At 68.7% G+C, this 22075-nt stretch carries 29 protein-coding genes; 3 read left to right on the forward strand and 26 right to left on the reverse strand.

The genetic code is table 11. From position 1 onward, the window contains the following. Positions 1-264 precede the first annotated feature (264 nt). Both Y09_RS06395 and Y09_RS17150 read left to right on the forward strand, forming a co-directional pair. Positions 265-615 (forward strand): hypothetical protein, encoded by a 351-nt coding sequence (locus Y09_RS06395; RefSeq protein ID WP_053916982.1) that lies wholly within the window; start codon positions 265-267, stop codon positions 613-615. 292 nt (positions 616-907) lie between these two features. Then, positions 908-1111: a hypothetical protein gene (locus Y09_RS17150; RefSeq protein WP_148639556.1), complete on the forward strand. Its 204-nt coding sequence runs from the start codon at positions 908-910 to the stop codon at positions 1109-1111. Positions 1112-1325: 214 nt separating this feature from the next. On the opposite strand, the gene Y09_RS06405 is transcribed toward Y09_RS17150, so the two are convergent. The 18 genes from Y09_RS06405 to Y09_RS06480 all read right to left on the reverse strand — a co-directional run bounded on the left by Y09_RS06405 (position 1326) and on the right by Y09_RS06480 (position 15608). After that, complete coding sequence (locus tag Y09_RS06405) at positions 1326-1994, reverse strand: hypothetical protein (protein ID WP_148639557.1); 669 nt, start codon at positions 1992-1994, stop codon at positions 1326-1328. A 486-nt stretch (positions 1995-2480) separates the two neighbouring features. Then, entirely contained in the window at positions 2481-2654 is a 174-nt protein-coding gene (locus Y09_RS17470; RefSeq protein WP_159419637.1) for a hypothetical protein, read from the reverse strand. Between the two features lie 188 nt (positions 2655-2842). Then, positions 2843-2968, reverse strand: coding sequence for a hypothetical protein (locus Y09_RS18100; RefSeq protein WP_255351652.1), 126 nt, complete (start codon positions 2966-2968; stop codon positions 2843-2845). Next, positions 2955-3278 carry a hypothetical protein gene (locus tag Y09_RS06415; protein ID WP_053916986.1) on the reverse strand — a complete coding sequence of 108 codons (324 nt, stop codon included), beginning with the start codon at positions 3276-3278 and terminating at the stop codon, positions 2955-2957. Before Y09_RS06415 ends, Y09_RS18100 begins: the two co-directional genes overlap by 14 nt. After that, on the reverse strand, positions 3275-4171 hold the full coding sequence (locus Y09_RS06420; protein ID WP_053916987.1) for a collagen-like protein: 897 nt from the start codon (positions 4169-4171) through the stop codon (positions 3275-3277). The genes Y09_RS06415 and Y09_RS06420 overlap by 4 nt, the downstream gene beginning before the upstream one ends. After that, entirely contained in the window at positions 4168-4440 is a 273-nt protein-coding gene (locus Y09_RS06425) for a hypothetical protein (protein WP_053916988.1), read from the reverse strand. Before Y09_RS06425 ends, Y09_RS06420 begins: the two co-directional genes overlap by 4 nt. Before the next feature lie 22 nt (positions 4441-4462). Further along, positions 4463-5320 carry an N-acetylmuramoyl-L-alanine amidase gene (locus tag Y09_RS06430; RefSeq protein WP_053916989.1) on the reverse strand — a complete coding sequence of 286 codons (858 nt, stop codon included), beginning with the start codon at positions 5318-5320 and terminating at the stop codon, positions 4463-4465. Between the two features lie 68 nt (positions 5321-5388). Beyond that, positions 5389-5529 (reverse strand): hypothetical protein, encoded by a 141-nt coding sequence (locus tag Y09_RS17475; protein WP_159419638.1) that lies wholly within the window; start codon positions 5527-5529, stop codon positions 5389-5391. Between the two features lie 66 nt (positions 5530-5595). Beyond that, the gene (locus Y09_RS06435) at positions 5596-6984 is read right to left on the reverse strand and encodes a hypothetical protein (RefSeq protein WP_053916990.1); all 1389 of its coding nucleotides are present in this window, start codon (positions 6982-6984) and stop codon (positions 5596-5598) included. Further along, positions 6984-8177 (reverse strand): hypothetical protein, encoded by a 1194-nt coding sequence (locus Y09_RS06440; protein ID WP_053916991.1) that lies wholly within the window; start codon positions 8175-8177, stop codon positions 6984-6986. Before Y09_RS06440 ends, Y09_RS06435 begins: the two co-directional genes overlap by 1 nt. After that, on the reverse strand, positions 8174-9061 hold the full coding sequence (locus Y09_RS06445; RefSeq protein ID WP_053916992.1) for a hypothetical protein: 888 nt from the start codon (positions 9059-9061) through the stop codon (positions 8174-8176). Before Y09_RS06445 ends, Y09_RS06440 begins: the two co-directional genes overlap by 4 nt. 12 nt (positions 9062-9073) lie before the next feature. Continuing rightward, positions 9074-9880, reverse strand: a complete 807-nt coding sequence (locus tag Y09_RS06450) for a hypothetical protein (protein ID WP_053916993.1) — start codon at positions 9878-9880, stop codon at positions 9074-9076. Next, entirely contained in the window at positions 9880-13467 is a 3588-nt protein-coding gene (locus tag Y09_RS17480; protein WP_053916994.1) for a phage tail tape measure protein, read from the reverse strand. Before Y09_RS17480 ends, Y09_RS06450 begins: the two co-directional genes overlap by 1 nt. 10 nt (positions 13468-13477) lie before the next feature. Further along, positions 13478-13750: a hypothetical protein gene (locus Y09_RS06460; RefSeq protein WP_148639558.1), complete on the reverse strand. Its 273-nt coding sequence runs from the start codon at positions 13748-13750 to the stop codon at positions 13478-13480. Between the two features lie 56 nt (positions 13751-13806). Further along, positions 13807-14313, reverse strand: a complete 507-nt coding sequence (locus Y09_RS06465; protein WP_053916996.1) for a hypothetical protein — start codon at positions 14311-14313, stop codon at positions 13807-13809. 88 nt (positions 14314-14401) lie between these two features. After that, a complete protein-coding gene (locus Y09_RS06470) occupies positions 14402-14947 on the reverse strand; it encodes a hypothetical protein (protein WP_053916997.1) in 546 nt (181 codons plus the stop codon). Beyond that, positions 14944-15198 carry a hypothetical protein gene (locus Y09_RS06475; protein ID WP_148639559.1) on the reverse strand — a complete coding sequence of 85 codons (255 nt, stop codon included), beginning with the start codon at positions 15196-15198 and terminating at the stop codon, positions 14944-14946. Before Y09_RS06475 ends, Y09_RS06470 begins: the two co-directional genes overlap by 4 nt. Continuing rightward, complete coding sequence (locus tag Y09_RS06480; RefSeq protein ID WP_053916999.1) at positions 15195-15608, reverse strand: hypothetical protein; 414 nt, start codon at positions 15606-15608, stop codon at positions 15195-15197. The genes Y09_RS06475 and Y09_RS06480 overlap by 4 nt, the downstream gene beginning before the upstream one ends. Positions 15609-15657: 49 nt before the next feature. On the opposite strand from Y09_RS06480, the gene Y09_RS06485 reads away from it, so the two are divergent. Continuing rightward, positions 15658-16149, forward strand: a complete 492-nt coding sequence (locus tag Y09_RS06485; protein ID WP_148639560.1) for a hypothetical protein — start codon at positions 15658-15660, stop codon at positions 16147-16149. A 69-nt stretch (positions 16150-16218) separates the two neighbouring features. On the opposite strand, the gene Y09_RS06490 is transcribed toward Y09_RS06485, so the two are convergent. The 8 genes from Y09_RS06490 to Y09_RS06525 form a co-directional block, all read right to left on the reverse strand. Next, complete coding sequence (locus Y09_RS06490; protein ID WP_053917001.1) at positions 16219-16557, reverse strand: HK97-gp10 family putative phage morphogenesis protein; 339 nt, start codon at positions 16555-16557, stop codon at positions 16219-16221. Further along, positions 16554-16901 carry a DUF6093 family protein gene (locus tag Y09_RS06495; RefSeq protein ID WP_148639561.1) on the reverse strand — a complete coding sequence of 116 codons (348 nt, stop codon included), beginning with the start codon at positions 16899-16901 and terminating at the stop codon, positions 16554-16556. The genes Y09_RS06490 and Y09_RS06495 overlap by 4 nt, the downstream gene beginning before the upstream one ends. A gap of 4 nt (positions 16902-16905) precedes the next feature. Next, positions 16906-17298, reverse strand: a complete 393-nt coding sequence (locus Y09_RS06500; protein ID WP_148639562.1) for a hypothetical protein — start codon at positions 17296-17298, stop codon at positions 16906-16908. A 72-nt stretch (positions 17299-17370) separates the two neighbouring features. Further along, on the reverse strand, positions 17371-17697 hold the full coding sequence (locus Y09_RS06505) for a hypothetical protein (RefSeq protein ID WP_053917004.1): 327 nt from the start codon (positions 17695-17697) through the stop codon (positions 17371-17373). A gap of 60 nt (positions 17698-17757) precedes the next feature. After that, positions 17758-18669, reverse strand: a complete 912-nt coding sequence (locus Y09_RS06510) for a major capsid protein (RefSeq protein WP_053917005.1) — start codon at positions 18667-18669, stop codon at positions 17758-17760. A 45-nt stretch (positions 18670-18714) separates the two neighbouring features. Further along, positions 18715-19416, reverse strand: coding sequence for a hypothetical protein (locus Y09_RS06515; protein WP_053917006.1), 702 nt, complete (start codon positions 19414-19416; stop codon positions 18715-18717). Positions 19417-19661: 245 nt separating this feature from the next. Continuing rightward, positions 19662-20696 (reverse strand): phage minor head protein, encoded by a 1035-nt coding sequence (locus Y09_RS06520; protein ID WP_053917007.1) that lies wholly within the window; start codon positions 20694-20696, stop codon positions 19662-19664. Then, on the reverse strand, positions 20693-22069 hold the full coding sequence (locus Y09_RS06525) for a phage portal protein (RefSeq protein WP_053917008.1): 1377 nt from the start codon (positions 22067-22069) through the stop codon (positions 20693-20695). Before Y09_RS06525 ends, Y09_RS06520 begins: the two co-directional genes overlap by 4 nt. Positions 22070-22075 lie beyond the last annotated feature (6 nt).

The following is a 22075-nucleotide window of genomic DNA, read 5'->3' on the forward strand; positions in this document are numbered from 1 at the left end:
CACTTTCGCTGTGAGCCGCCTCGCACCTCGGCGGAGCAGTACCCCCAACGGGATTCGAACCCGACCGGACAGTCGGCAGATTCGGTGCTTGGCCAGCGCGTGCGCTCGATCTGACCCCGAGCCTACCGCGAGCACCCGCACGCAACCCACCTGCACCGATAGCGCAGGGGTGAAGCCAAGACTACAGCGGCCGTTCGAAGGGCCCGGAATGGAGGTCGTTCTCCCGCACGCCGACTGTCTCTCCGCGCTGCCAGACTCCGCTCCATGGACGCCAGCGGCCACGAGCTCTACTTCGCGCACCAGCGCGCCGTGCAGACCATCCACGGACTCGTCGTCCGATACCGGCTCGCGTTCATCGGTCCGCGCATCGACGTGGCCCACTCCGAGCTCGACCAGTCCCTCCCCGAGCACTCGATCCGGGTCCGCGCCGGCGACGCCGAGCTGCTGATCGACTCCGCGGACTGGGTCGGGCGCCGCACCGAGCTCGAGGAGCATGCCCTCGCCTGGTTGCTCGAGCATGTCGACCTCCGCGCCGCCCGGCCCCGCCCCGCAGCGCGCCGCTATGACGAGGTGTGGATGCAGGCGTGGAGGGACGCGAACCCCGGACGGCGGTGATGCTACGGGGGACGGGCCGGGAAGCCGTGCGCGTGAGAGTACCGGAGCCCGTGGAAGCGGCTCGCAGGAGGCGCTTCGTTGGTACCCTGCGCTCAACGGCTAACAAGGAGAGAAGATGCCCGCTACCTGCGCTGTTTACAACTGTGGCTCCGAGGGGGAGCGGGTGCTCCCGCTGCTCGCCGGCGGGGAAGTCCGGATCGAGTATGTGACGTGCGTCGATCACGACGCCGCGATCCGAGGCGGAGAGGAGTACCTCATCGAGGGCCGAGGTCGGTCTGGACGAGAGATTCTGATGGGGAACGACCTTCCCCCGAAGCTGAAGTCGATCTCGACGAGCGGACTGGGGAACTCCTCGGTCCTCTACCTCAATCTAGTGCTGCGCAACGGCGAGGAGGGGCAGGTCGCCGTCACGGTCACCCCTGAGGACCTCGAGCTGCTTGGCAATCCGATCAGCAAGGAGTCGATGTTCGAGCCGACCCCGATCGCTGAGCAGTGAGCACGGCACAGTAGAAGCACGAAAGCGCCCCCACCCAGCCATGTAGGCCAGGTGGGGGCGTTCTCATCGTCGGCAGGCGTCGTGGTCGGCGGCGTCGTCCTCGTCCGCGCACCAGCGCGCCGAGGTCGGGTCCGTGTACCGTGCGCCGCAGCTCGGGCACTCGAACTTCAACCACCGACCTCAGCGGTCACGTGCGTTTACCGGGCGTGTGCGATCAGCACTGAGCCGGCCGATTCGTTCGGAATCCGGTGACGAACACTGCCTGGTCATTGTTCACGCCGCTGGTGATCGCCTGTCGTCCCAAATTGTCGTAGCGGATGGTGAACGTCTGGACCGGCCCTGTGAAGGCGATGTCGATCTGTCCGCCAGGTCCATCCTCGCTCTTGTTCCCCTCGGTGCTGTTCTGCCACGGGCTCGCAACGGTGCCTGCTCCCGTGACGGCGGACCCGCTCGGGACGGTGGCAGTGAACCGCGAGCTGCTGGTCAGAGAGACGCCGTCGATGAAGTCTCTCGTCGTAGACGTCCAAGCGCGGTCGATGTCGGTGATCGAGAAGCGCAGGTTGCTGACGCTCTCGCTGAACGTGAATCTGATCGTCTGATAGTCGTTGTCGCTAGGCGTCGTGCTTCCCGTCGCCCCGATCTGCTGCCGGACGTAGTAGCCGACCTGACCGATGCCACCGACGTTGAAGGTCGAGATGGTGCCGTTCGGGGTGGAGCCTCGCGCCTGACCGAAGTACGTGTGCACGATCGTGGCCCGGAGCGGCGAGTTGAGGCTCGGATAGGTTCCGTTCGGCGGGTTGGGATTGAAGGTCACGTTGGTCGTGAACGACGAGGTCAGCGACGGAGTCCCTGAGTACTGGGCGACGCCCCAGTTGAGAGCCACGTCCTGGCTCGCGCAGGTGGGGGACACGGCGAGGGCGGGTGCCGAGACGCTGGCAATGGCAATCGGCGTAGCCCACGCAGCTCCCCGCATCACGCTTCGTCGAGTCGTCGAGTGAGTACTTTGGGATCGTGGCACGTCGCCTCCAGGTCTGGGGGTCTACAGATGTCCCGATGGCCGCGCGATGGCGCAGCACCCCCGGGGCATCGTTGATTACGGTCGCACGTTACCCGCGGGTTACGAGTGGCGAGCCGGCAACTCTGGGCGTGTGATCGAGTCGACGATGAAGCTGAGAACCTCCAGGAAGAGTCCTGGATGTGTGAACCCGCGCACTTCGGATCCCAACGGCCCGGCAAGTAGTTGCGCCACCACTACGCTGATGCAGGGAGACGTTTCGCGGAATGAGTCGTGTTGGCGTGGGTCAACACGTCGATGATCGTCGGCGTCAGACTGCGACCCGAGCAGCTTCGACGAGGCCGAGGTTGTGCGCTAGGAGGGCCAGCTGTCCGCGTTCTCGCCCACGATTTCCCTGAGGATCCTGGTGAAGGCCTCGTGGTCTTCCTGGAGCGCGGAGAGGAAGCGCGCATCGCGCTCGGCGGTCTGGTTCTGTCGGTGGTACTGGTCCACGGCTTCGTAGAACGCCTCCCGCTTCTCTGCGGGCAAGCCCGGGCTCGTGGTGTCCAGCCACACCGTCGCCTCCCGACGCCAGCAAGGCATGTTCTCCACATCAGCCCGTCATCAGTCTCCTGCGACTCTACGTGGCTGACCAGTAACTTCGCGACTTTCCGAGACGGGTGACCGCATTCTGAAACGCCCCCACCCTCCCGCAGGAGAGTGGGGCGCTTCGCTGCTCAGGGCTCGTCGTGCAGGTGTTCGGCCTCGCACTCGTCACGGTCGACCGGGTCGGAGTAGCGGGCCGGGCAGAGGCGGCACTGGAACACCGCCTGGTCGACGTACTTCTCGTCAGGCGTCGCCATGGGACCGCTGCACGTTCTCGGCGAGGGCCCGGGCCTCGGTGTGCACGCCAGTGCCGAGCCCGATCACCTCGAGGACGGGCTGAGCCCACGGACGGGTGAGCAGCCACTGCACGAGCCCGGTGCCGACGACCCATGCCGCCGCGGTGAGGGAGTCGATGATCGGCTGGGACAGCGGGGTCAGGTCGACGCCGAGGACGCGGACGAGCCACGCGAGGACGACGCCGACCGCCGCGGCCACGAAGGTCCGGACGACGGAGCGCCACGGGTGCGCCTCCTGCGTCGAGACGGGGACTGCACGGTGGGTGTTCACGGGGTGACCTCCTCGGTCGGGGTAGGTGTAGGTGCGGGGCCGTCGGGGGTCGCGGCGATGCACGGCCCGGCGTCCTCGCTCGTGTCGTCGGAGTAGGTGATGGTCCAGCGGCCGTCGGTGCCGCACTGCGCGGACTTGATGCCGCGCCCATCACTCCCGTCTGCCCCCGGCGGTCCCGATGGGCCAGCGGGCCCGGGCACGGTCGAGTCCTTGCCCGGTGCCCCGTCCTTGCCCGCCGGGCCGACAGGCCCCTGGGGGCCGGTCACGGACTTGCCGTCTCGGCCCGCCGCTCCGGTGTCGCCCTTCTCGCCCTTCACGGACTCGCCCTGATCACCCTTCGGGCCGGGGACAGTCGAGTTCTCGCCATCGGCGCCCGGTGCGCCGGTCGGGCCTGGCACGGTGGAGTCGTCTCCGTCCGTGCCGTCGCGTCCGTCGCGGCCAGGCTCGGCCGGGTAAGCATCCGCCCCGTCTGCGCCGTCCGCCCCGTCACGGCCAGGCCGGCCCGGTGGCCCCTGCGGCCCCTGCTCGCCCTTCGCCTGCGCCACTGCCTGCTCAGGATCCTCCTGCGCGGCCTGCTCGGCCTCGTCGCAGACGGCCTGCCCAGCGGCGTCCTGCTCGATCGCACCCGACTCGCACAGCTCGAGGACCGTCCGGGCCTGGGCCTGGCGTTGCTCCGCGACCTGGACGGCCGCCGAGTCGGTGTCCGAGAGCTGCTCGGCGAGCGCGTCGACCTGCTGCTGCCGCTGATGCCCCATCGTGAGGCCGTACGCGGTCGCGCCGGCGAGGGCCAGCACGATGACCAGCAGTACCCACACGCCGACCTGGCGGTGACGGCGTGCACGGGTCTCGTCGTGCTCGAGCTGCTCGAGGGTGTCTCGCTCGTCCTGGGTCACAGGTCATCACCGTCCTCGATCGGGGGGATGGGGTCGATGCCGTGCTCGATCAGCAGACGCCAGTAGGCGCGGGCCCTCGCCCACGCCCGGTCCTCGCGTTTCTCCGCCGCTTCGGCGCGGGCCTTCGCCTCGTCGGCCTGTTTCTTGTAGAGCTCGATCATCTGGGCCTGCCTCGTGTCGGAGCGGCGGTAGGACTGGATGACGAGCCAGCCGATCCCGCTCGCGATGAGGGGGAGTAGGACCAGCAGTTGCGCGTTGACGTCAAGCACACGCCCCCTCACCTCCTGCCGGTCACTGGGCGTTGAGCCAGCGCTGCAGCGCCTTGGTGGTGCCTTCGTAGACGACGCCGTCCTGGGCGACACCGACGAGCTTCTGCAGGCGCCGCATCGTCTTCGAGCCTTTGGACTTGCGGCCGGAGAACACCCACCCGTTCGGGGAGATGCCGTTGCCGAGCTCGGTGTGCCGGTAGGACTGGTGCTCGATCACCCCGTCCACGACGGGATGGCCGAGGAACCGCTGCAGCGCCTTCCACGTCGCGGGGCCAGTACGCCCGTCGACCTTGAGCCCTGCCCTCACTTTCGCGTTGAGGAACCGCTGCAGGGCGGACGTGGTCACGGTGCCCCACCGGCCGTCCTCGACGAGCTTCCCGTCCTTCACGGCGGGCTTCGCGGCGGGGACCGAGGCCCCACCGGACGAAACCTTCACCGGGGCCTTCACGCCCCGTGCGAGCCGGTCGATCTTCCCGAGGTCCCACACGCCTGGGCACGCCGTCGACGTCCACGCCCGGTGCGGCTTGAGTGGCAGGTCCCCGTACACGGCGCGGAGGTCAGCGACGAGCGCAGCCACGGTCGCGTAGTCGCCTTCGGTCGCTTCGGGCCGGCACTCGATCCCGATGCTCTCGTGGTTGCCCTTGCTCGAGCCGGCGTGCCAGGCGCGGCGGTCCGGATCGACGATGCACGCGACTCTCCCCGCCTCGACGACGTAGTGCGCGCTGGTGCCGGCGCGCTCGTCGCACAGCCAAGAGACGACGTTGTCGAATCGCTGACCGCGGGACCCCCAGTGGTGGATCGTGATGGACTTGATCTTGGAGTTGCGGGCGTTCTGGTTCGGGCTGGTCCTGCTGGTGATGTACGTGTAGGCGCGAGCCATGAGGTGCCACCTTTCGGGCATGAGAAAGGCCCCCGCGATCGTGCGAGGGCCGAGAGGGGTGCGAGGGGTCAGGTGTCGGGGTGCTCGTCCTGCTCCGCGAGCCTGGCCTCTGCCGCGTCGGCTCGCGCTTCGGCGAGGACGGCGCGCTGAGTCAGCCTGGCGACCTCCGCCCCGTAACGGGCGATCAGGTCATCGACGGTAACGGTCATGCATCTGCTCCTGTAATAGCTTCAATGAGAGTGATCTGGTCCCCGCCGTTGTCGCGGTACTCGTGGTCACCCCGCCACGTACGACATCGGCGAAAGCTGGATGACCGTCGTCCCCGCCACGCTTCGGGGAATCCACACTTGGAACTGCCCGGACGTGTTCGTCTGCAAGTATGTTTCCGGGACTTGCGACATGGCGGACGTGATCGTCGGTCGCTGCACGTTAAACGTGGGGGTCGCCGCAGCGGGGAGTACACCAATAGTTGTCCATCCCCCCGACCAGCTAGCACCGGGCAGAGTCACCGAGCCGCGCAAAAACACGGTGCCGCTCTTGATGCGGTACGCGGGAGAGCCCGCGCCTGCGAGGGCCGAGTTCATCGGGAACGTACGCCAGCCCGTGTCACTCGCGGTCTCCTCAAGATTCCACGACTCCGTCACGCCCGACCTGTTCGTCGTCACCCACGTGCCGCTAGTGTCCACGACGAGAGAGCGATCAACGGTCCCGCCCGACTTCACTATGGCTTCACCATTCTGGCGAACCTCGATAGAACTAGAGACACCCCCCGCCGCAGCCTGGATTGTCGCATAGCCCGGGATTTTACTCCCGCCCACCACCTGGGAGAGTGCGGAGCGCACAGTCGCGCTCTCTGATCCGTCAGTAACCCTGGACTGCAAGCCCACGCCGCTATTGTTAGCGGTGAAGCTGTTGACCTTCTCGGCACTTCCAGCCGGGGTAGTTACCGTCGCGGCCAACCCGCTCGACCTCACGTTTAGTGTTGACGTGTTGCCGCTTTCGGACTTGCCGCCACTGAGTGCAAGCTGATCGCCAAGGATGCCTAGACCAGGCGGGTGAATCATCGTAGAGCCCGCAGGGGTGAACCGAATCCCAGGAGCTGCGTACCCGTCGTGCGGGTAGATGTATGCCCTATCCCCGAGCGTGAACGATCCACGGGACTCGTCCGAGCCGGTGCGAATCTCGCCGCCCTCGATCACGGTTCCGTACAGGTACTCGCCGGACATTTCTTTGGCGAGCAGTTCCCCGGTCACGTTCACGTTAGCGAAATCGACCGTGCCCGTAAACGCGCCATCCTTGCCGACGAGCTTGTCGGTGACGTTGATTTCCTGGACAACAGTCTCGCCGAGTAGGGTTGCGTTCCGCAGAATCTCGTCCTCGCGGATATGCCCCTCAGCATCGAGCGCAGTATCGATCCGTGTCTTCGCTCCTGCGAGGTCTCCCTCGGCGTCTTCGATCCGCTGCCGGGCGTCCGCGATGTCAAGGTCCACGTCCCGCACAGAGACAGCGGTCCCGTCCGGGCGGGGCCACACCACGTCACCCGACAGGCCGAGGTCCTTCACCCCGGCCGCGCCGGTCGCCGACCCGCGGGTCTGGATCTTCTCGTCGATGATCTCCCGGAGCGACCGCTCCGGGGGCGCGTTGAGGTTGGTGTACTGGGCCACTACTCGATCTCCTCCTCGTCCAGATAGTCGTCGGGGCCGTGCACCGCGTCGTCCTGGAACGACAGGTCGACCATGCTGTTCTTCCACGACCCGGACGCGGCGATGATCCGCTTCGACGTCGTCCCAGCGGGGACAGTCAGCCACTCGTCACCCATCGTGACCCTGGCCGCGTCACCGACCCTCCACCGGCCGATCTCCGCCCGCGGATCCGCGCCGTTGACGCGCATGTCGATCTGCGTCACCGGGGTCTTCGATGCGGCGAGCTCGCCGAGGGCGTGGTCCCGGATCAGGTTCCGGTTGTCGGAGTCCGACGTGGAGCCGACGGTCTCGAGCAGCGGCATCTGGTCCGCGAGCCGGGAGCGGTCCTCCGCGACACGGACCATCGTCGTGGAGCCCTCGCCGGCGCCCGTCCAGTAGACACGGGACGCGAGACGGGACGCGTCCGTCGTGACGTTCACGGAGGCGATGGGGGAGCGGTGGGACGTGGTGTCGAGGTCCATCGCCCAGGTCTGTGCGATCTGGGGTTGCGCGTGGGTGCCGTGCACCATCACCCACTCGAGGTTCCCGTCGTCCCGCCAGCGGGGGCGGAACGCGATGTCCGGCCCGTTCCGGACACCGGACAGTTCGGCGAGGCGCTTCCACACCTGGTTGTTCGCGAGGTTGTACCCGTCGTAGGTGCGGGTCCTGAGCGTGGAGCCCTGCTCCCTCGGGGACCCGAACACGATCGGATAGGACCCGCCGACCTTCGCGAGGCCGCGCTTCACGACCTCCTGTGCGATCGTGCCGTAGGACATGCCGGCGTAGCGGAGGTTCTTCGTCATCATCTCGACCTGCGCCGCGGTCGACAGGTTGATCGGCTCCTGCGCTGTCAGGACCCGCTCAGCAAGCGCGGCACCGATCCCTCGGCATGGCAGAGTCGCCGTCGTCCTAGACTCTCCCGACGGAAGGTTGACGAGCGGGCCGGCGACCCATGCGTCGAGGGACCCGTCCTCACGAACCCACGACACGGCGACCGAGACGCGCCACGGCTTCCACCACAGCGGGTCCAGGCGGAGGAGCTGCCGCTTCCCGACCGTCACCGAGAACTCCTCGATGCCGTTCAGAGGGATCTCCCACCCGCCCTCATTGGAGAGGGTGAGCTGCGCGCCGCGGGCACCGTCCATGGTGCGGACCAGGTGGGCGACCCAGGTCACTGCGCGACCCCGACGTGCCAGACCTCGAAGCGATTGCCCGGCCAGCCGTCCCCGCCCCCGTTGTGGTGCCGCCAGCCCGGACCGGACAGGCCCTCGATCTGATCCTGGAGGATGTGCACCTTGTGGCTCCCCTCGCTGAGCTTCTTCGTGAAGCTCATGAAGTTCGTCTGCGGCGCGGCGCGCGTAACACGAGTGGTGAACGTCGCGGGCTCGATGACGTCGTCGATGTAGACCCGCCACCGGATCGCCGCCGACGCTTGGGACGTCGGATCCTCCTGGATCGCGGAGATGCAGTGCAGCATGTCGAACCGCACCCACGAGTCCGCCGGGAGCGGGGGCAGCATCTTCGTCGCGAGCTGGATCGTGGAGACGTTGCCCTTGATGCCGTCGGCTTCATCGTGGAACAGATGCATGGGGCCGAGCGACGCGCCGGCAGGGACGGCGAAGTTCCGATCCACCGTCTGCTGAGCAGACCGGGTCGACGTGACCCCCGCCGGGACCAGGTACCGGCCCAGCGTGATCCCGCCCCCGGGCGCCTCGCCCTGCGTCACGTACACGAGCCCGTCGCGGTCCATCACGATCCGGTCCCATCGGGACCCCGTCGAGGGTGCGGGGATCGTGTTCACGGTCTGCTGCTCGACCGAGTACGCGAGTCCTCGGCCGGCCCCGTCCTTGAGGACGACCGACCCCGCGGTGACGAGGTACGCCATGGACGAGGTGCCATACACCTCGCATCCGCCGGTGGGCTTCACGCCCGAGGTATGCCAGTTCGCGCCCTCGATGCGCTGCAGCTCCTCCGAGGACGTGCCCTGCAGGATGTCGACGACCGTAGGGGCGGGCTGCTCGCCGATCTTGATGGGGGCCTTCGGCCAGGGATGCACCATCACGTGCTCCTCTCAGATGTTGGTGTCGCGGTGGCGGACAGTCGCCCAGCCGGTCCCGCCGTTCAGGAATTCGAAGCGCACGGACTCGATCTCTCCGGGCGGGACCAGGCCCCAGCGCCGCTCACCGAGGAGGTGAGACTGGTCGACGCCGCCGACGAGGACCGCGCCGGCCATGTCGACCGTGATCGGGATGTCCATGAACGTCGGCCACGGGTACGTGACCCGCTTGTCGCCGACGCTCACCGCGAACCCAGGCGAGTTCGCAGTCACCACGAACTGCGGTGCGGACCAGGCGTTGCCCTCGTTCCACACCCACTCATCCGTGCTGACCGCAGACCCGAACGTGATCACGCCCCCGCGGGAGAAGGGCGCGAACTCGAACCCCACCCCCGCCCCGACGGGCTGTAGCGTCGACTCACGCCACGCCGAGTACAGGAACGCGTCCTCGGAGTGCATCGAGATCTGCCACGACGCCGTCACCGGGCCGAGGGGCTTGAACTCGACCCGGTCGATCAGCTGGAAGTCGCCGCCGATGTTCTCGCCGGTGTGCCGGCCCCAGACGGGGAACGTGCCCCCGTCCGGGGCCGCGGCCGTGAGCGCGTTCCGCATCCACTCGAGCTCCGCATGGTCCTTCGCGGTCGCGAGCCCGGACGCGACGACGACCCGCCCCGCCCATCGGCCCCGGGCGGCGAAGTCGCCATGCCCCAGACGGGACACGGACTCGACCTCACTGCCCGGGGTGTCCCACCAGCCGTCTGTCAGCTCGAGCCCCCACCGGTCCGCGGTGAGGTCCAGGCCGTTCACGGACAGGTACTCCATCAGGACCCCCTCAGTGAGCCGACGACACGGTTGAGGACGCGGGTTGCGGAGATCTCCGCCGCCTCGCCGCCGACCTCGTGGAAGTGGTTGGTGACGGAGGGTGCACCGCTGACTCGGCCCCCGCCGAGGGATGCGGCGAGTTCCGCTCTCGTGGCGCCCGCGTTGATCGCAGCCAGCGTCGCGTTGTGCTGCGCCGAGGAGACAGGGTTGATGACCCATTCCCCACCGGCGAGGGGCTGGTCCAGCCACCTCCCCGTCGCAGCGCCCTTGAGCGGCCACAGGACGTTGTCGATCCCCGGTCCCGGGTAGGGGGCAGGGACCATCCCGTACCCATCACCGACGGTCCCGCCAGAGGCGAGGCCCGACGCGATCCGGCCACCGTTCGCGTAGGCGAGCTGTGCCCGCGTGCCACCGCCCGGACCGTTCGTGCGCACCGTGATGGTGGACGTCCGGTTTCGGGCCAACCAGTTCAGCTGGTTCTCCGCCGTCCAGGTGGTGGCGTCAGCGGTGATCCGCGAGGACCGGTTCCGGGCCGTGTGGTTGATGTCGGAGTTGGCCCCTGACGTGTTCGCATCGACGTCGATCGTGCCCGTCGTCCCGTCGGCCTTCCGCTTCGCGGAGTCCGTGGCACGGTTCGCACCCGAGTTGTCACCCTCGATGTCGACGACGCCCTCGGTCCCGTCGATCTGCCGCTTGACCTCGCCGGTCTTGAGCTGGGCGGGGACCTTGTTGCCGTCGATGTCGACCGTGCCACCACTGTTGTTGATGTGGTCGGTCAGCTGCAGCAGAGCCGCCTCCGCGTTCACGGGGGTTCCGTTGATGTCGACGTACCCCTGCCCCGCGTTGACCTCCTGCACCAGTGCGGCCAGAGCCTGCTCACCGTTCAGGGTCTCCCCATTGATGGTGACCGTGCCGCCAGCCTCGTTGACCGCGCCCTGGAACTTCCGCAGCTGGTCCTCGCCGTAGTACGTGTCCGCGTTGATGATCACCGTCGCCGGCACATCCCCAACCTGCGACCCGAAGACGTGGACATCTTCCTCAGCAGTGGAAGTGTCCGCCCCGACCGTGACGTCCGCGGGATTGTCACCGACGCCGCCTCGGAACTGCTGCACATCACCCTCCGCCGGGGCCGTGTTCGCGGTGACCGTGATCTCCGTACCCTCGTCCGCGAGCGCCATGACACGCCCGACCGCGTCCTCAGCCTGGACCGTCTCACCGTTGATCGTGAGGGTCCCGTCAGAGTTCGCGACCTCCTCGATGAGGGTGTTCATCGCTTCCTCACCACCGGTGGTGTCACCGTTGATGGTGATCGTCCCGCCGGGGAGAGAGTCGACGTGCGCGACGAAGCTGTCGAGGTCCGCGGCCATGCCGTTGATCGCGTCGTTCAGCCTCGCCTGCATCTCGACCGGACCGGCGAAGTCGAGGAACTTCTGCTCCGCCTCGTCGATCGCGGGCAGGGCCGTGCCCCGGATCGTGTTGGCCATGTCGTCGGAGTTGTCGGCGAACGTCTGCATGTCGTCCGCGGCGTCCTGGATGTCCTGACCCAGCGCGGCGAGCTCGAGGTCACCGGTCGCGAGACCGATCGCCTCCACACCGAACCCGATACCCTCGATGATCCCGTTCACCCCGCCGACGACGTCACCGAGTGCCTCGATGGTCTGGGCACCGAACTCGACCGCGGCGCGGGCGACGTCGAAGAACGCCTCGCCGACGTCGATCAGGAACCCGACGATCTCGGCCGTGTTGTCCGAGATGTACCCGGTCGCCTCAGCGATCGGTTCCTCGAGCGCGACGGCGAGCCCGCCGAGGAGGTTCGTTGCCGCGGTGGTGACGGTTCGCTTCGCGGACTCGAGCGCGGTCGCGGAGTTGTCAGACATGCGCTGCATCGCGTCTTCGGTCGTGTCTCCGACGTTGACCCACGAGTCGCCGAGGTCGTCGAGGTCCATCGCGAGGACGCCGGCGCCGTTGCCCATGTCCTCCCACATGGTGCCGAACAGGGCCACGCCGGCGGCGTTGCGGGCCATGGGGTCCTCGATGCCGCGGAGGCCGTCGAGGACCGTGTCGAGGCCCTTCTTCGCGTCGTCGCCACCGGCGGCGAACTTCTTGCCCATCTCGTCGGCATCGAGACCCATACCCTCGAACGCGGCGCGGGTCGTCTTCGAGTCGTCCTGCGCCCGGATGGAGAACTCCTTGAGCGCATCCGCGGCGACATCGGAGTTGCGGGCGCCGGCGTCCATCGCCTGCTCGATCAGACCCCCGGCCTCCGCACCGGACAGGCCCACGGACTCGAACATCGCGCCGTACTCGCGGAGCGTGTCGATCCAGTCCTCGGACCTGTTCAGGCCCTCCTGCTGCCCGCGGATGATGACGTCGAACGCCTCTTCCGCGTTCGCGGCGAGGCCGTTCTTGATCATGCTGCCTGCGGCCTCGGCGGCTTCGGACACGTCCACGCCGAGGATCTCCGACACGGCGGACAGCTGCTCGATCACGGCCTGGATCTCGCGGCCCGTCGAGTCGGGGAGCACGAGAGCGTTCTCGAGCGCGGCCGTGGCCGTGCCCATGTTCGCCTCGATGCTGTCGCCCCACGCGTTGGTGTAAGCGAGCCCGGCGGCGGCACCGAACTTCCGTGCCGTCGCCTCGTCGAGACCTGTGCGGGCACCGAACACGTCCTGCTGACGCACGGACTCGAGCACCGCACCGACCACACCGGACGCGACGTAACCGCCGACGGCGGCGACGAGGCCCGCGATCGCACCCACCACGGGGGTGGAGTTCAGGCCCGCGAGGAGGGACCGGCCCGCCCGGGCGCCAGCGTCATCGCCGGCGTCCTCTGCCGCGTCGCCGAGCCCCTCGAGGGACTCCTCAGCGTCGTTCGCGTCGACGGTCACGACCATCTCGGCCTTCGCGCCCTGCAGGGCCTTGAGCTTCGACTCGGCAGTGTCGAGGTCGGAGCGGGCCTGGTCGATGGAGACGTTCAGCGTCGCCTCGGCCTCGAGCCGGTTCATGTAGTCGATGCGACGCTCGAGCCCCTCGATCTGGGCTTCGGCCTGCTCCACGTCGGCGCGGACGGTCGCCTCCGCGTCGGTCGACTCGAGGTCGTCGATCTTCCCGAGGAGGGACTCGATCTCGGCCTCGGCCTTGTCGATCTGGACGTTCACCTCGGGGGTCGCGTCCATCGCCTCGAGATCGCGGAGGTTCTCCCGCACCGCGTCGAGGCGGGTCTCGGCCTCGTCGATCTCCGCGTCGATCTGGATCTGCGGGTCGATGTCCTCGAGCCGCTCGATCTCGGTGCGGAGCCGCGCGATCTCGGCCTCGGACTTCGCGACGTCGGCACGGATCACGGGGTCGACGGGGTTGTCCTCGAGCTTCTTCAGCTCGGCGGACAGCTTCCGCACTTCCGCCTCTGCGTCGGCGATGTCGAGGTCGATCTGCGGCTTGACGTCGCGCTTGCCGGTCTGCTCGAGGGCGGCGTCGAGCTTGTCCGCCGCGTCCGCGGCCTTGTTCGTGTCGCGTGCGAGGTCGGTCAGGCCGCGCTGGGCCCGGTTGACGACGGCCTCGTAGATCGTGCGGACAGTCTGATCAGCCACCCGGTGCCTCCTACATGTTCTTCGCCTTCGCGGGGTTCAGGGACGGGTGGGGGACGAACGTGGAGACGTAGGGGTCGTTCTTGAACCGCTCCATCGCCATGAGGACGGCGCGCTGCTTGTAGCAGCGGCTGATCGTCACTTCCCACGCGTGCTGGTAGGCGGGGTTCTGGCAGAGTCCCGCCGGGTCGTCCCCGCCACAGATCGGGCACCTGCCGGCGTCCTTCGCCGCGACGGCCAGAGCCCAGTCGCGGTCGTTCTCGTCCGCCTCATCCCAGACGGACATCGGCATCCCGTAGTCGCGCGCCGTCCTCGCCTCCATCAGGAGGGCGGGGGAGTCATTCAGGAGGCGCGCAGCAGAGGGACCCGGTTCCCGCCCTGGGTCTGCAGGGCGAGGGCGGTGCGGAACCACTGCTCGAAGTCGAACGGGGAGACGCCCTCGTCGTCGTCGAGGAGGGCGTCGAGGTCGAGGTCGACGAGGCCGCCGGCGTGGTCGACAGCGTTCACGGTGACGGCGCGGATCAGCGCGGCACCGAACGTGTCCACGTCGTAGCCGAACTTGGCGTCGATCTCGTCGTCGGGCTTCGGGGGGTGGTTCTTGAGGAGGTTCCGGTACTGGCCGTGCCCGAGGGTGCGGACGCGGACGTGGATCTGGCCCTCGGCGATGTGCTGCTCGAGCTCGGCGAGGCGGGCCTGGACCTCGTCGGCGCGGGGGTCGATGTCGTCGCCGGTGCGGGCGGCCGCGAGCGCGAGACGCTTCTCCTCGGCGCGCAGTGCCGCGGCCTCAGCGACAAGGTCCGAGTGCGCATCGATCGTGATGGTGACGGTGGCAGTAGGTCGAGTGACCACGGTGTTCTCCTGGGGGATGATGGGGGATGGTGCGCCGCCCCTAGATCCCCCGACCAGGGGCGGCGCACGATTGGGGGAGACCCGTAGGTCAGGCGGCGGTGAGGGTCACGTTCGGGACGAACAGCGACCCGGCCAGGTCGGCGCGGGCCATGATGTCCTCCTCCGCGGACGCGGCCATGAGGTGCGCGATCTGGGAGACACGCACACGCCACAGGTCACCGACCGTGGTCGCGTCCGGAGCGACGTCCTGGTCCCAGCCGTGAGCGATGAACAGGAACACCTCGCCACCCTCGGGGAGGGCCTTGTACGCGGCGTTGATCGCGGCGTCCTCCGGGTCGGCGGAGTTCAGCTTCTGCTGGTCCCACACGATGGTGAGGGTGCCGGCGATGGTCTCGCCGATCTTGATCTCCTCCGCGACCTTCTGGCAGGCCCGCTGCCGGGAGCGGGTGTTCGCGGTGCGGTCCAGGGTCAGACCACCGAAGTCGTAGTAGCAGTCCAGCTTCTGCCCGCCGGTGACGGCGGGCAGGGGGATGCTGGTGGTGTCGTCGGTGATGTCGGTCAGGTTGGCGACGTCGATCGCCCAGGCGGGCTGGCGGCCGGCGGCGACGATCCCGGGGATGGCGGTGGTGCTCATGCTTCCTCCTCGCCCGTGACGGGCTGGTCGGTGTCCCCGGGCGCGTCTGCGACGGGGGCGAACCGTCCGTGGGCGTCACGGACGGGCTGGATGTTCTTGTGGGGGAGTGGGGGGAGCCACCGGCCGTGCTCGTCGACGGCCGGGCGGTCTTCGAGGATCCGGTCGCCGCGCTTGTCGGCGAGGTGGCGGGTGGTGGTGTAGTGGTCGCCGGTGTCCTTGTGGCGGGCGCGGACGACGTCCATGGGCCTCATCGGGGCTCCTTGCTGATCGCGTCGAACTGGATCGAGAGCGAGACACGGACGGGATCCGTGCCCGGCTCCGGGATGGGCTGAGCGCCCGTGAACCCGCCCTCACGGACCCTGCCGCCGTTGCGGGTGGAGGCGGTGAGGCGCGCCCCCTCGAGGGCCTTCCGGCCCTTCCCGACAGCGGCGAGAGCGTCCAGCACCGTCGCCCCGACGAACACCGCCAGGACCGAGTCGGTGCGCTGGTGGACGGGGGACCCGTTGCGGGACTGCTCCGTGCCTGTGGTGGGCCACAGGACGCAGCACTGGGCCACAGACCCGCCCTCGGTGGGGAGGGTGTCGGCGGGCCCGAACTGGGTCGGCAACGCGCCGTTGAGGGTGCGTTGGACCTCGTTGTGCCATGCGGTCAGAGACGCCATTCCAACCTCCGATAGCGCTAGCGATAGCGCATGTGCTATCGTTGGGTTCATGACGACTAAGAAGCCCCGCGGAATCCGCATGTACGACGACCTCTGGACGGCCATCACCGAAGATGCGCAGCGGCTCGGTGTCTCCGTGAATCGGTACGTCGAGACCGCCTTATATAGGGAGCTCGAGAAGTCACCTCGGAAGTGCTTCTACTGCGGCGCTCCCGGAGATGCGGAGGTGACCGCGGAAGTGACACGGGCTTACTCCGAGGACACCTCACTGGATGACTTCTTCCCTGAGCAGGGCAAGGCTGAGGTGCCCGAACAGGCATTCACGCCCGCGATGCTCTCCGTAACCGTCTGCAACGACCACGACGGAAGCCTCGGCGCGGTCTTGGTCGAGGAGTACGGAGCCTGTGTGGGCTGGCCGCTCAGCAAGGGTGACTACTTGCGCCACCCCTTCGAGAACGGGGGCGTCATGGAAGAAATGTCCCGGATGCTTCCTCGCGGAGGGCAGCGAGGTCGCGGAGGTGCTGCTCAGCCCGACGCGTGACCGCCTCGTAGAGCGTCTCCTGACGCCCGCGCGGTCGCACTGCGAGCAGGGACAGGTAGAAGATCAACATCAGTCCCCCTCAGCGAGTCGTGCCATCGCCTCCCGGAACTTCGGTGCGTTCCGGTCGGTGGCGGGGCCCATGAACGGCTGCGGCGCCATGCGGGACGTCCCGGACTCGACCCAGTGCGCGTAGGAAGCGGTGGCGACGACAGCGGCACGCAGCCCGTCGCCCTGCACCGCCGTGGTGATCGAACCGCGGAGGTTGCCGGTGTCGACGGGGGCGAGCGCCTTCGCGTCCGCCTCCGTGTCCAGAGCGACCTTCCGCACCACCTGGGAGGCGCGGGGCTGGATCGTCGCGGCCTGCCTGGTGAGGTCCGCGGCGACACGACGGATCGCGTCGCCACTCACTGGGCACCACACGCCATCCGGCACGCCGTCGGGATCGCGCTCGCCTCGATCGCCTGGACCCACACGTACTCCGGCACCCCGGCACGCGGCCCGATCACCCGCACCCTGTCCCCTTCGCGCGGGGTGTTGCCCCACGGGATGGTGACGAGCGCGGTGCGCGGGGTGACGAGCTCACCGGAGGTGGTGACGATCGGGGTGCCGTGCGGGAGAGCGACCCGGGCAGCGCCGGCGTAGACCGGCGAGTACACGTCGACGGTCTTCTGCAGCTCCTCCGACCAGGCCGTGCCGGTCTTCCGGTCCACCTCGACCGAGTCGAACAACAGCGACCGCTGATCCTCACGCATCTGGTCAAGCTCGCCAGGGGTCAACATCCGGGGTCACCCCCTCGAACGCGCTGCGCGGCACAGGACCGATCGCGGGACCGAGGTCGATCACCTGCACCGGACCCGACGGGAACGCGAGGTCGAGGTACTCCTGAGCAAGCGCCCGGAACTGCTCCGCCGACGCGCCCTCCGTCCGGGTCACCGAGGACCCCTCGGAGGAGAACGACTGCACGCCGGCGACCTTCGTGACCACGGCCAGGGTCGCCTTCTGCCTGAACAGCAGGTGCGCCGCGTAGTAGCCGTTCCACGTCGGCACCCAGCCGGGATCGACCGGCGCCCGGCCCTCCGAGTCCACGATCCGCGACGCGTTGAGTGCTTCCCGGACCTGCTGTCCCGTGAGGGTGGGCGCGACGTCCACGGCAGCCGTCGCACCGAGCCATGCCCGGAGTTCCTCTTCATCCGTGAACGTCACGCCCGATCACCCCCTCGATCAGCCAGCCGGCGGCGTGTCCGACACCGTGGTCTCGCCGGTGTCGTAGTTGTGGGTCACGTACTTCGTGGATCCGTCCGGGCCGACACGCTCGTACGTCTCGGAGCGGGTACCGGTCGGAGCCGGGTCCGGGACGTCACCGGACTTCACGACCGCGTTCACGGTCTGGTGACCCGCGGCCGCGGCAGCGGCCTTGTCGGCGCGGGCCGAGGTGGCGCGCTCCTTCGAGTCGTAGGTGTCCGCAGGAGCGTCCCCGGGATCGGTGGGCTGCGGCTTCGTCACGTCGGACGACAGCCGGGTGGTCTTCGGAGCGGGAGTGCGTGCCATGTGATGCCTCCTTCAAGGCTGGCGGGCGGCAGGACGTCATGCCCTGCCGCCCTGGGGTGGTCAGGCGGCGGTCTTCACCGCGCGGAGACGGGCAGCGGCCTTCCCGCCCTGCACCGCGAAGCCGGTGTAGAAGTCGATCCGGGTGCGGTACGCCGGCTTCTCCTGCAGCTCGCCGAGGGAGTACGCCTGCAGCCCACCGTTGGTGAGGCCGAGGACGCCGGTGGTGCCGAGCCCGGACGCGAGCTTGACCGCGTACACGTCGCCGCCGTTGGTCGCGTCGTAGCCGAGGATCTTCCGGCCGGACCAGTGCTCGCCCGGGTCGAGGAACGCGACACCGTTCCAGGTGAACTCGCGCTTGCCGGTGATCTCGGAGTTGATGTACTCCGCACCGCCGACCTTGCGGCCCAGCGACTTGAGACGAGCGATGACCTCCGACGGGGCGTAGACCACGTCGGGACCACCGGACACGGAGCCGAACAGGGCGTCGAGCTCGTCGAGGAACGCCTCGGTGTTCGCCGGCGCCTCCGAGTCGATGACCTGGGAGCCGACGAGACGCTTCCGCAGCCCGTCGAAGCTCTTCGGGTCCACGGCCACGTCACCGTTGAACATGGTGTCCGTGAAGGTGGCCTGCGCGGACTCGAGCTTCATGCGGATCTGGTCCGCCATGAGCACGCCACGGCTGGACTGCATCGTCGACTCGATGAACTTGTCGACGTCCGCGTCGCCACCGAGGATCACGAGACGCTCGGTGTCCTGGTTGATGACACCGGTCGACTCGACGTACGCCTCGTTGACGGTACGGAAGCCGGTGCCGGGGAGCACCTTGTCCTTGTCGTACGCGTACGCGTTGCCCTGGATGTTCTCGAAGGGGAGACGGTCCCACACGAGGGACACGTTCACCGCCTCCTCGAGAGCACCCCGACGGACGGGATCCGCCTCGAGGGCGGCGGCCTGAGCGAGAGTGACGGCCATTGCCGATCACGCTTCCTTTCTGGGTGTTCGCCGCCCTGTGACGGCTCAGTTCTTGGGGTTGGTGTACTGCTGCTCGAGCGCTGCGGCCATGCGGGCCGCTCCGGGCTTCGCGTTCGCGGAGGCGTCCGGGGTGCCGTTGCGGCCGCTCCACGCGGCGTCCCGCGCTCCCGGCACACGGCCGGGCTGTGCGGCGTACCGCGGGTTGTCCTCCACGAACTTCTCGACGTGGGCCTTGACCGCGTCGCGGTCGGTCGCGTCGATGCCGGCGAGGGAGTCGGTGAACCGCTTCGAGTCGAGGAGGTCGTCGGGGTCCGCGGCGCCGGCCTGTGCGGCGATGCGGAGGACGACGTTCTCGGCACGGAGGGTGGCGAGCTCGGTGTCCTGCTGGGCGATCTGCGCGTCGCGCTCGTCGACCTTGCTGGCCTGTTCCTTCGACGCGCCCTCGAGCTCGGCGAGCCGCTTCGCGGCGTCAGCGTTCTCCTTGGCGCGCTTCTCCTGCTCGCGGGCCTTGCCCTTCCAGAAGTCGACCGTTTCGGTCGGCTTGGGCTTCGGCGGATCCGGGGTCTCGGCCGGCGGGTCCGGGGTCTCCGTTCCGGGGTCCGGGTCGCCGCCCTCCTCTCCGTTCGCGTTCATCTGCGCATCACCGAACGAGACGCGGTGGAAGTCGAGCAGACGCTCGATCCCACCGGGCGCGGTGATGTCGATGCCGTGGGGGAGAGCCTTGAGGGCTCGTGGGGTGGTGGACATGTGATGCTCCCGTTTCGGGTTGGTCCTGGTCCGTTGCGGTCCAGGGAGGTCTAAGGTGGTCGTCATGCACGAGGACGGCCCGCAATGGGCACGGATGACGACGCGAACGATGGACCGGGCGAGTGCCCGGGCCATGCGTGGAGAATGACGAGCGCGCACCTCGACGACTGGGGTCTGTGGCGCTCGTACCGATGCGTGCTGTGCGGTGGGGTGCTGGTCGCGAACCCTGACGAGGCCGAGCCCGTCTAGGCCGGCGGGCGCCGCACCTGGAACGAGTCCCGCCACCCATCGCTCGATCGGCGGATCGCCCACTTCTCGACCGGGTACTTCCCGGCCTTCCACGCCGTATAGCCGCGGGCGCCGAGCATCCTGCGCATGTCGTCGTCGGACATGCCGTCGAGGATGTCGTCGCGGGACTCGCCGGCCGGCTTCCGCTCCCGCATGCCGGGGAACCCCAGCTCCTCCCACGTCTTCGTGACGGGGACACGGGAGCAGCGGCAGTTCGGATGCCCGAGCGGGCCCGGGGTCTCGGTGTCGTAGCGGGTGCCGTGCATGGACAGGCAGGCCGGGCAGAGCCGCTCATCGGCGTGTGCCTGCCACTCCCACCCCGCGAGCACGTCCGTGTTCGCTTCCTCCGCGGCCTGGGCGGCAGAGCGGTGGGCGTCGATCTGCTCCGTCCTCGCGATGGTCATCGCGCGGGACAGGGCGAGGTCCGATGCGTCCTCGAGGGACCGCACCATCCGGCGAGCCACCTGCCGGGGGTTCTCGCCGACGGCGATGCCGCGCCGGATCTCGCGACGCATCACCCGTTCCGCCTCGGCACCGAGCGGCATCGACTGAGAGACGATCCGTTGCGTCGTCCGCTCCACGATCGCGGTCACCTGTGCTGGGGACGCGGCGACGACAGCGGCCTGCAGCTCGGCGCGACGAGCACCGGTCAGCTGCGCGGCGATCATGTCCCGCGCCCCACCCGATGCGGCCTCCGCGCTACGCGACACCGTCACGCCGGCGAGGGACGTCGCGATGGCCCGCTCGATCGCTTCCCGGATCGCTCGCAGGCCCCGCAGGACCCGCTCGTTCCGCAGCGCGAGCCCGGACACGGACCGGCCTTCCTCCGCCGCGGAGATCATCGCGGACGCGATTGCCTCGGCCTCCTGCCGGGTCACGCGCAGCACGTCAGCGAACGCCGCGACGAGCAGCGCCTCATGCTCGTCGAGGTTCGTCGCGAGGAGCCGGTCGAGCTCCTCGTCGATCCGCAGGGTCTCCCGGTTGACGGTCACGGCTCGTCCGGGGCCGTCACCTGGCCCTGCTCGAACGCGGTACGGGCGGCGCGACCGATCGTCGCCTCCTCACCCGCCTGCGCGCCCAGGACCCGGTCGATGTCGTCCTGATCCCAGCCCATCGCACGCAGGTTCTCCCCGAGGGGGAACCCGAGCCGGTCCCGCGCCTCGGCGAGGGTCCACTGCTCCGTCTCGTCCGTCGGTGCGGGATCTGTGAACTCCGGGAACGCCTCCGCGATGCCGAGGAGCGCCATGACGTTCGCGATCCGGCCCCGGATCGACCGGTTGAACGACCGGACCGTCGCGGTACGTCGTGCCGCGAGGACACGCAGCGCCGCACCCGAGGGGATGTTCCCCAGGTCCGGGACGATGTCCGAGACGGGCACGCCGACGGTGTTCGCGATGTCGGCGTGCCAGTCCCGCTTCACCTCGAGGATGTTCTTCGCGTCCGGGGGGTCGAGCTGGACAAGCTGCCCGTGCTCGCCCTCGAACGCGTAGATCGACTTCCGGGTCGGGTCGACCTTGAACTCCACCTCTCGCTGACGGCCCGTGAGGGGGTCGATCTCCTTCGCAGCGACGTAGTTCAGCAGAGCACGGAGCGGGGCAGCGTACTGCTCCGTGTTCACGATGATCGCGTGCACGGCATGGTTCAAGCCGTCCTGCATCGGGACCACGTCCCGGAGGATGGATCGGCCGTGCCCGCCCTGAGTCTGAGCGTCGAAGGGGATGTGCTCCCACGGCATCCCAGGCACGCCGGCCTGCGCGTAGGTGACCTCGGGGCCGTCCTCGTCCTCCGAGAGCACGTAGCCGCCGGCGTCGGTCCGCCACGAGGCTGCACCGTTGCGGGCGGTGCGGATCTTGTACCGCGACTCCCACCGCTCGACCCGGTCCTCGTAGTACACGTTCACGCGGCCATAGTCGTCGGCGTCGATCCACAGCTTCGCGACCCACAGGAACCGGTCCGGGTTGCCAGGGTCGCGCTTGAAAGCGACCTGATCGGCGCGGTGGTACCAGGGGCGGAGGTTCCCGTCCTCGTCCGGCCACACCAGGATGTACCCGTCCCCGCACCGCCACGCCTCGTTGATCGTGAGGTCGAGGACCATGTCGAGGTCGCTGGTGTCGGCGTACTGCTGCGCCTTGACCGCGCCAGCGCCGGACCACGCCTGGATCTCCACGAGGTCCGTGAAGTTCGCGCGGACCGTGTAGCAGGCGTTCGCGCGGGCCTGCGACAGGATCCAGCCGAAGTTATCTCGGAACCCGCGGGACGCGTACGGGTACTTGTGCCGGCCTTCCTCGTAGTCGCGGAACAGGTCATAGGTCGGGGCGCGGTCGATGTGGTCCTGCACCGCCTCGAGGACGTCAGCAACAGGCATTGCGGC

The sequence above is a fragment of the Brachybacterium sp. SW0106-09 genome, from assembly GCF_001293905.1.
Classification (GTDB): Bacteria; Actinomycetota; Actinomycetes; order Actinomycetales; family Dermabacteraceae; genus Brachybacterium; species Brachybacterium conglomeratum.

What these genes read in the sequence shown, in the direction of transcription:
- Y09_RS18100 (WP_255351652.1), bottom strand. Translation starts at nt 2,968, where the DNA reads ATGGCGACGCCTGACGAGAAGTACGTCGACCAGGCGGTGTTCCAGTGC.
- Y09_RS06510 (WP_053917005.1), bottom strand. Translation starts at nt 18,669, where the DNA reads ATGGCCGTCACTCTCGCTCAGGCCGCCGCCCTCGAGGCGGATCCCGTC.
- Y09_RS06460 (WP_148639558.1), bottom strand. Translation starts at nt 13,750, where the DNA reads ATGTCCGTCTGGGATGAGGCGGACGAGAACGACCGCGACTGGGCTCTG.
- Y09_RS06430 (WP_053916989.1), bottom strand. Translation starts at nt 5,320, where the DNA reads ATGGCTCGCGCCTACACGTACATCACCAGCAGGACCAGCCCGAACCAG.
- Y09_RS06485 (WP_148639560.1), top strand. Translation starts at nt 15,658, where the DNA reads ATGACGACTAAGAAGCCCCGCGGAATCCGCATGTACGACGACCTCTGG.
- Y09_RS06395 (WP_053916982.1), top strand. Translation starts at nt 265, where the DNA reads ATGGACGCCAGCGGCCACGAGCTCTACTTCGCGCACCAGCGCGCCGTG.
- Y09_RS06450 (WP_053916993.1), bottom strand. Translation starts at nt 9,880, where the DNA reads ATGGAGTACCTGTCCGTGAACGGCCTGGACCTCACCGCGGACCGGTGG.
- Y09_RS17150 (WP_148639556.1), top strand. Translation starts at nt 908, where the DNA reads ATGGGGAACGACCTTCCCCCGAAGCTGAAGTCGATCTCGACGAGCGGA.
- Y09_RS06445 (WP_053916992.1), bottom strand. Translation starts at nt 9,061, where the DNA reads ATGGTGCATCCCTGGCCGAAGGCCCCCATCAAGATCGGCGAGCAGCCC.
- Y09_RS06470 (WP_053916997.1), bottom strand. Translation starts at nt 14,947, where the DNA reads ATGAGCACCACCGCCATCCCCGGGATCGTCGCCGCCGGCCGCCAGCCC.
- Y09_RS17475 (WP_159419638.1), bottom strand. Translation starts at nt 5,529, where the DNA reads ATGACCGTTACCGTCGATGACCTGATCGCCCGTTACGGGGCGGAGGTC.
- Y09_RS06480 (WP_053916999.1), bottom strand. Translation starts at nt 15,608, where the DNA reads ATGGCGTCTCTGACCGCATGGCACAACGAGGTCCAACGCACCCTCAAC.
- Y09_RS06515 (WP_053917006.1), bottom strand. Translation starts at nt 19,416, where the DNA reads ATGTCCACCACCCCACGAGCCCTCAAGGCTCTCCCCCACGGCATCGAC.
- Y09_RS06495 (WP_148639561.1), bottom strand. Translation starts at nt 16,901, where the DNA reads ATGCGTGAGGATCAGCGGTCGCTGTTGTTCGACTCGGTCGAGGTGGAC.
- Y09_RS06525 (WP_053917008.1), bottom strand. Translation starts at nt 22,069, where the DNA reads ATGCCTGTTGCTGACGTCCTCGAGGCGGTGCAGGACCACATCGACCGC.
- Y09_RS06505 (WP_053917004.1), bottom strand. Translation starts at nt 17,697, where the DNA reads ATGGCACGCACTCCCGCTCCGAAGACCACCCGGCTGTCGTCCGACGTG.
- Y09_RS06475 (WP_148639559.1), bottom strand. Translation starts at nt 15,198, where the DNA reads ATGAGGCCCATGGACGTCGTCCGCGCCCGCCACAAGGACACCGGCGAC.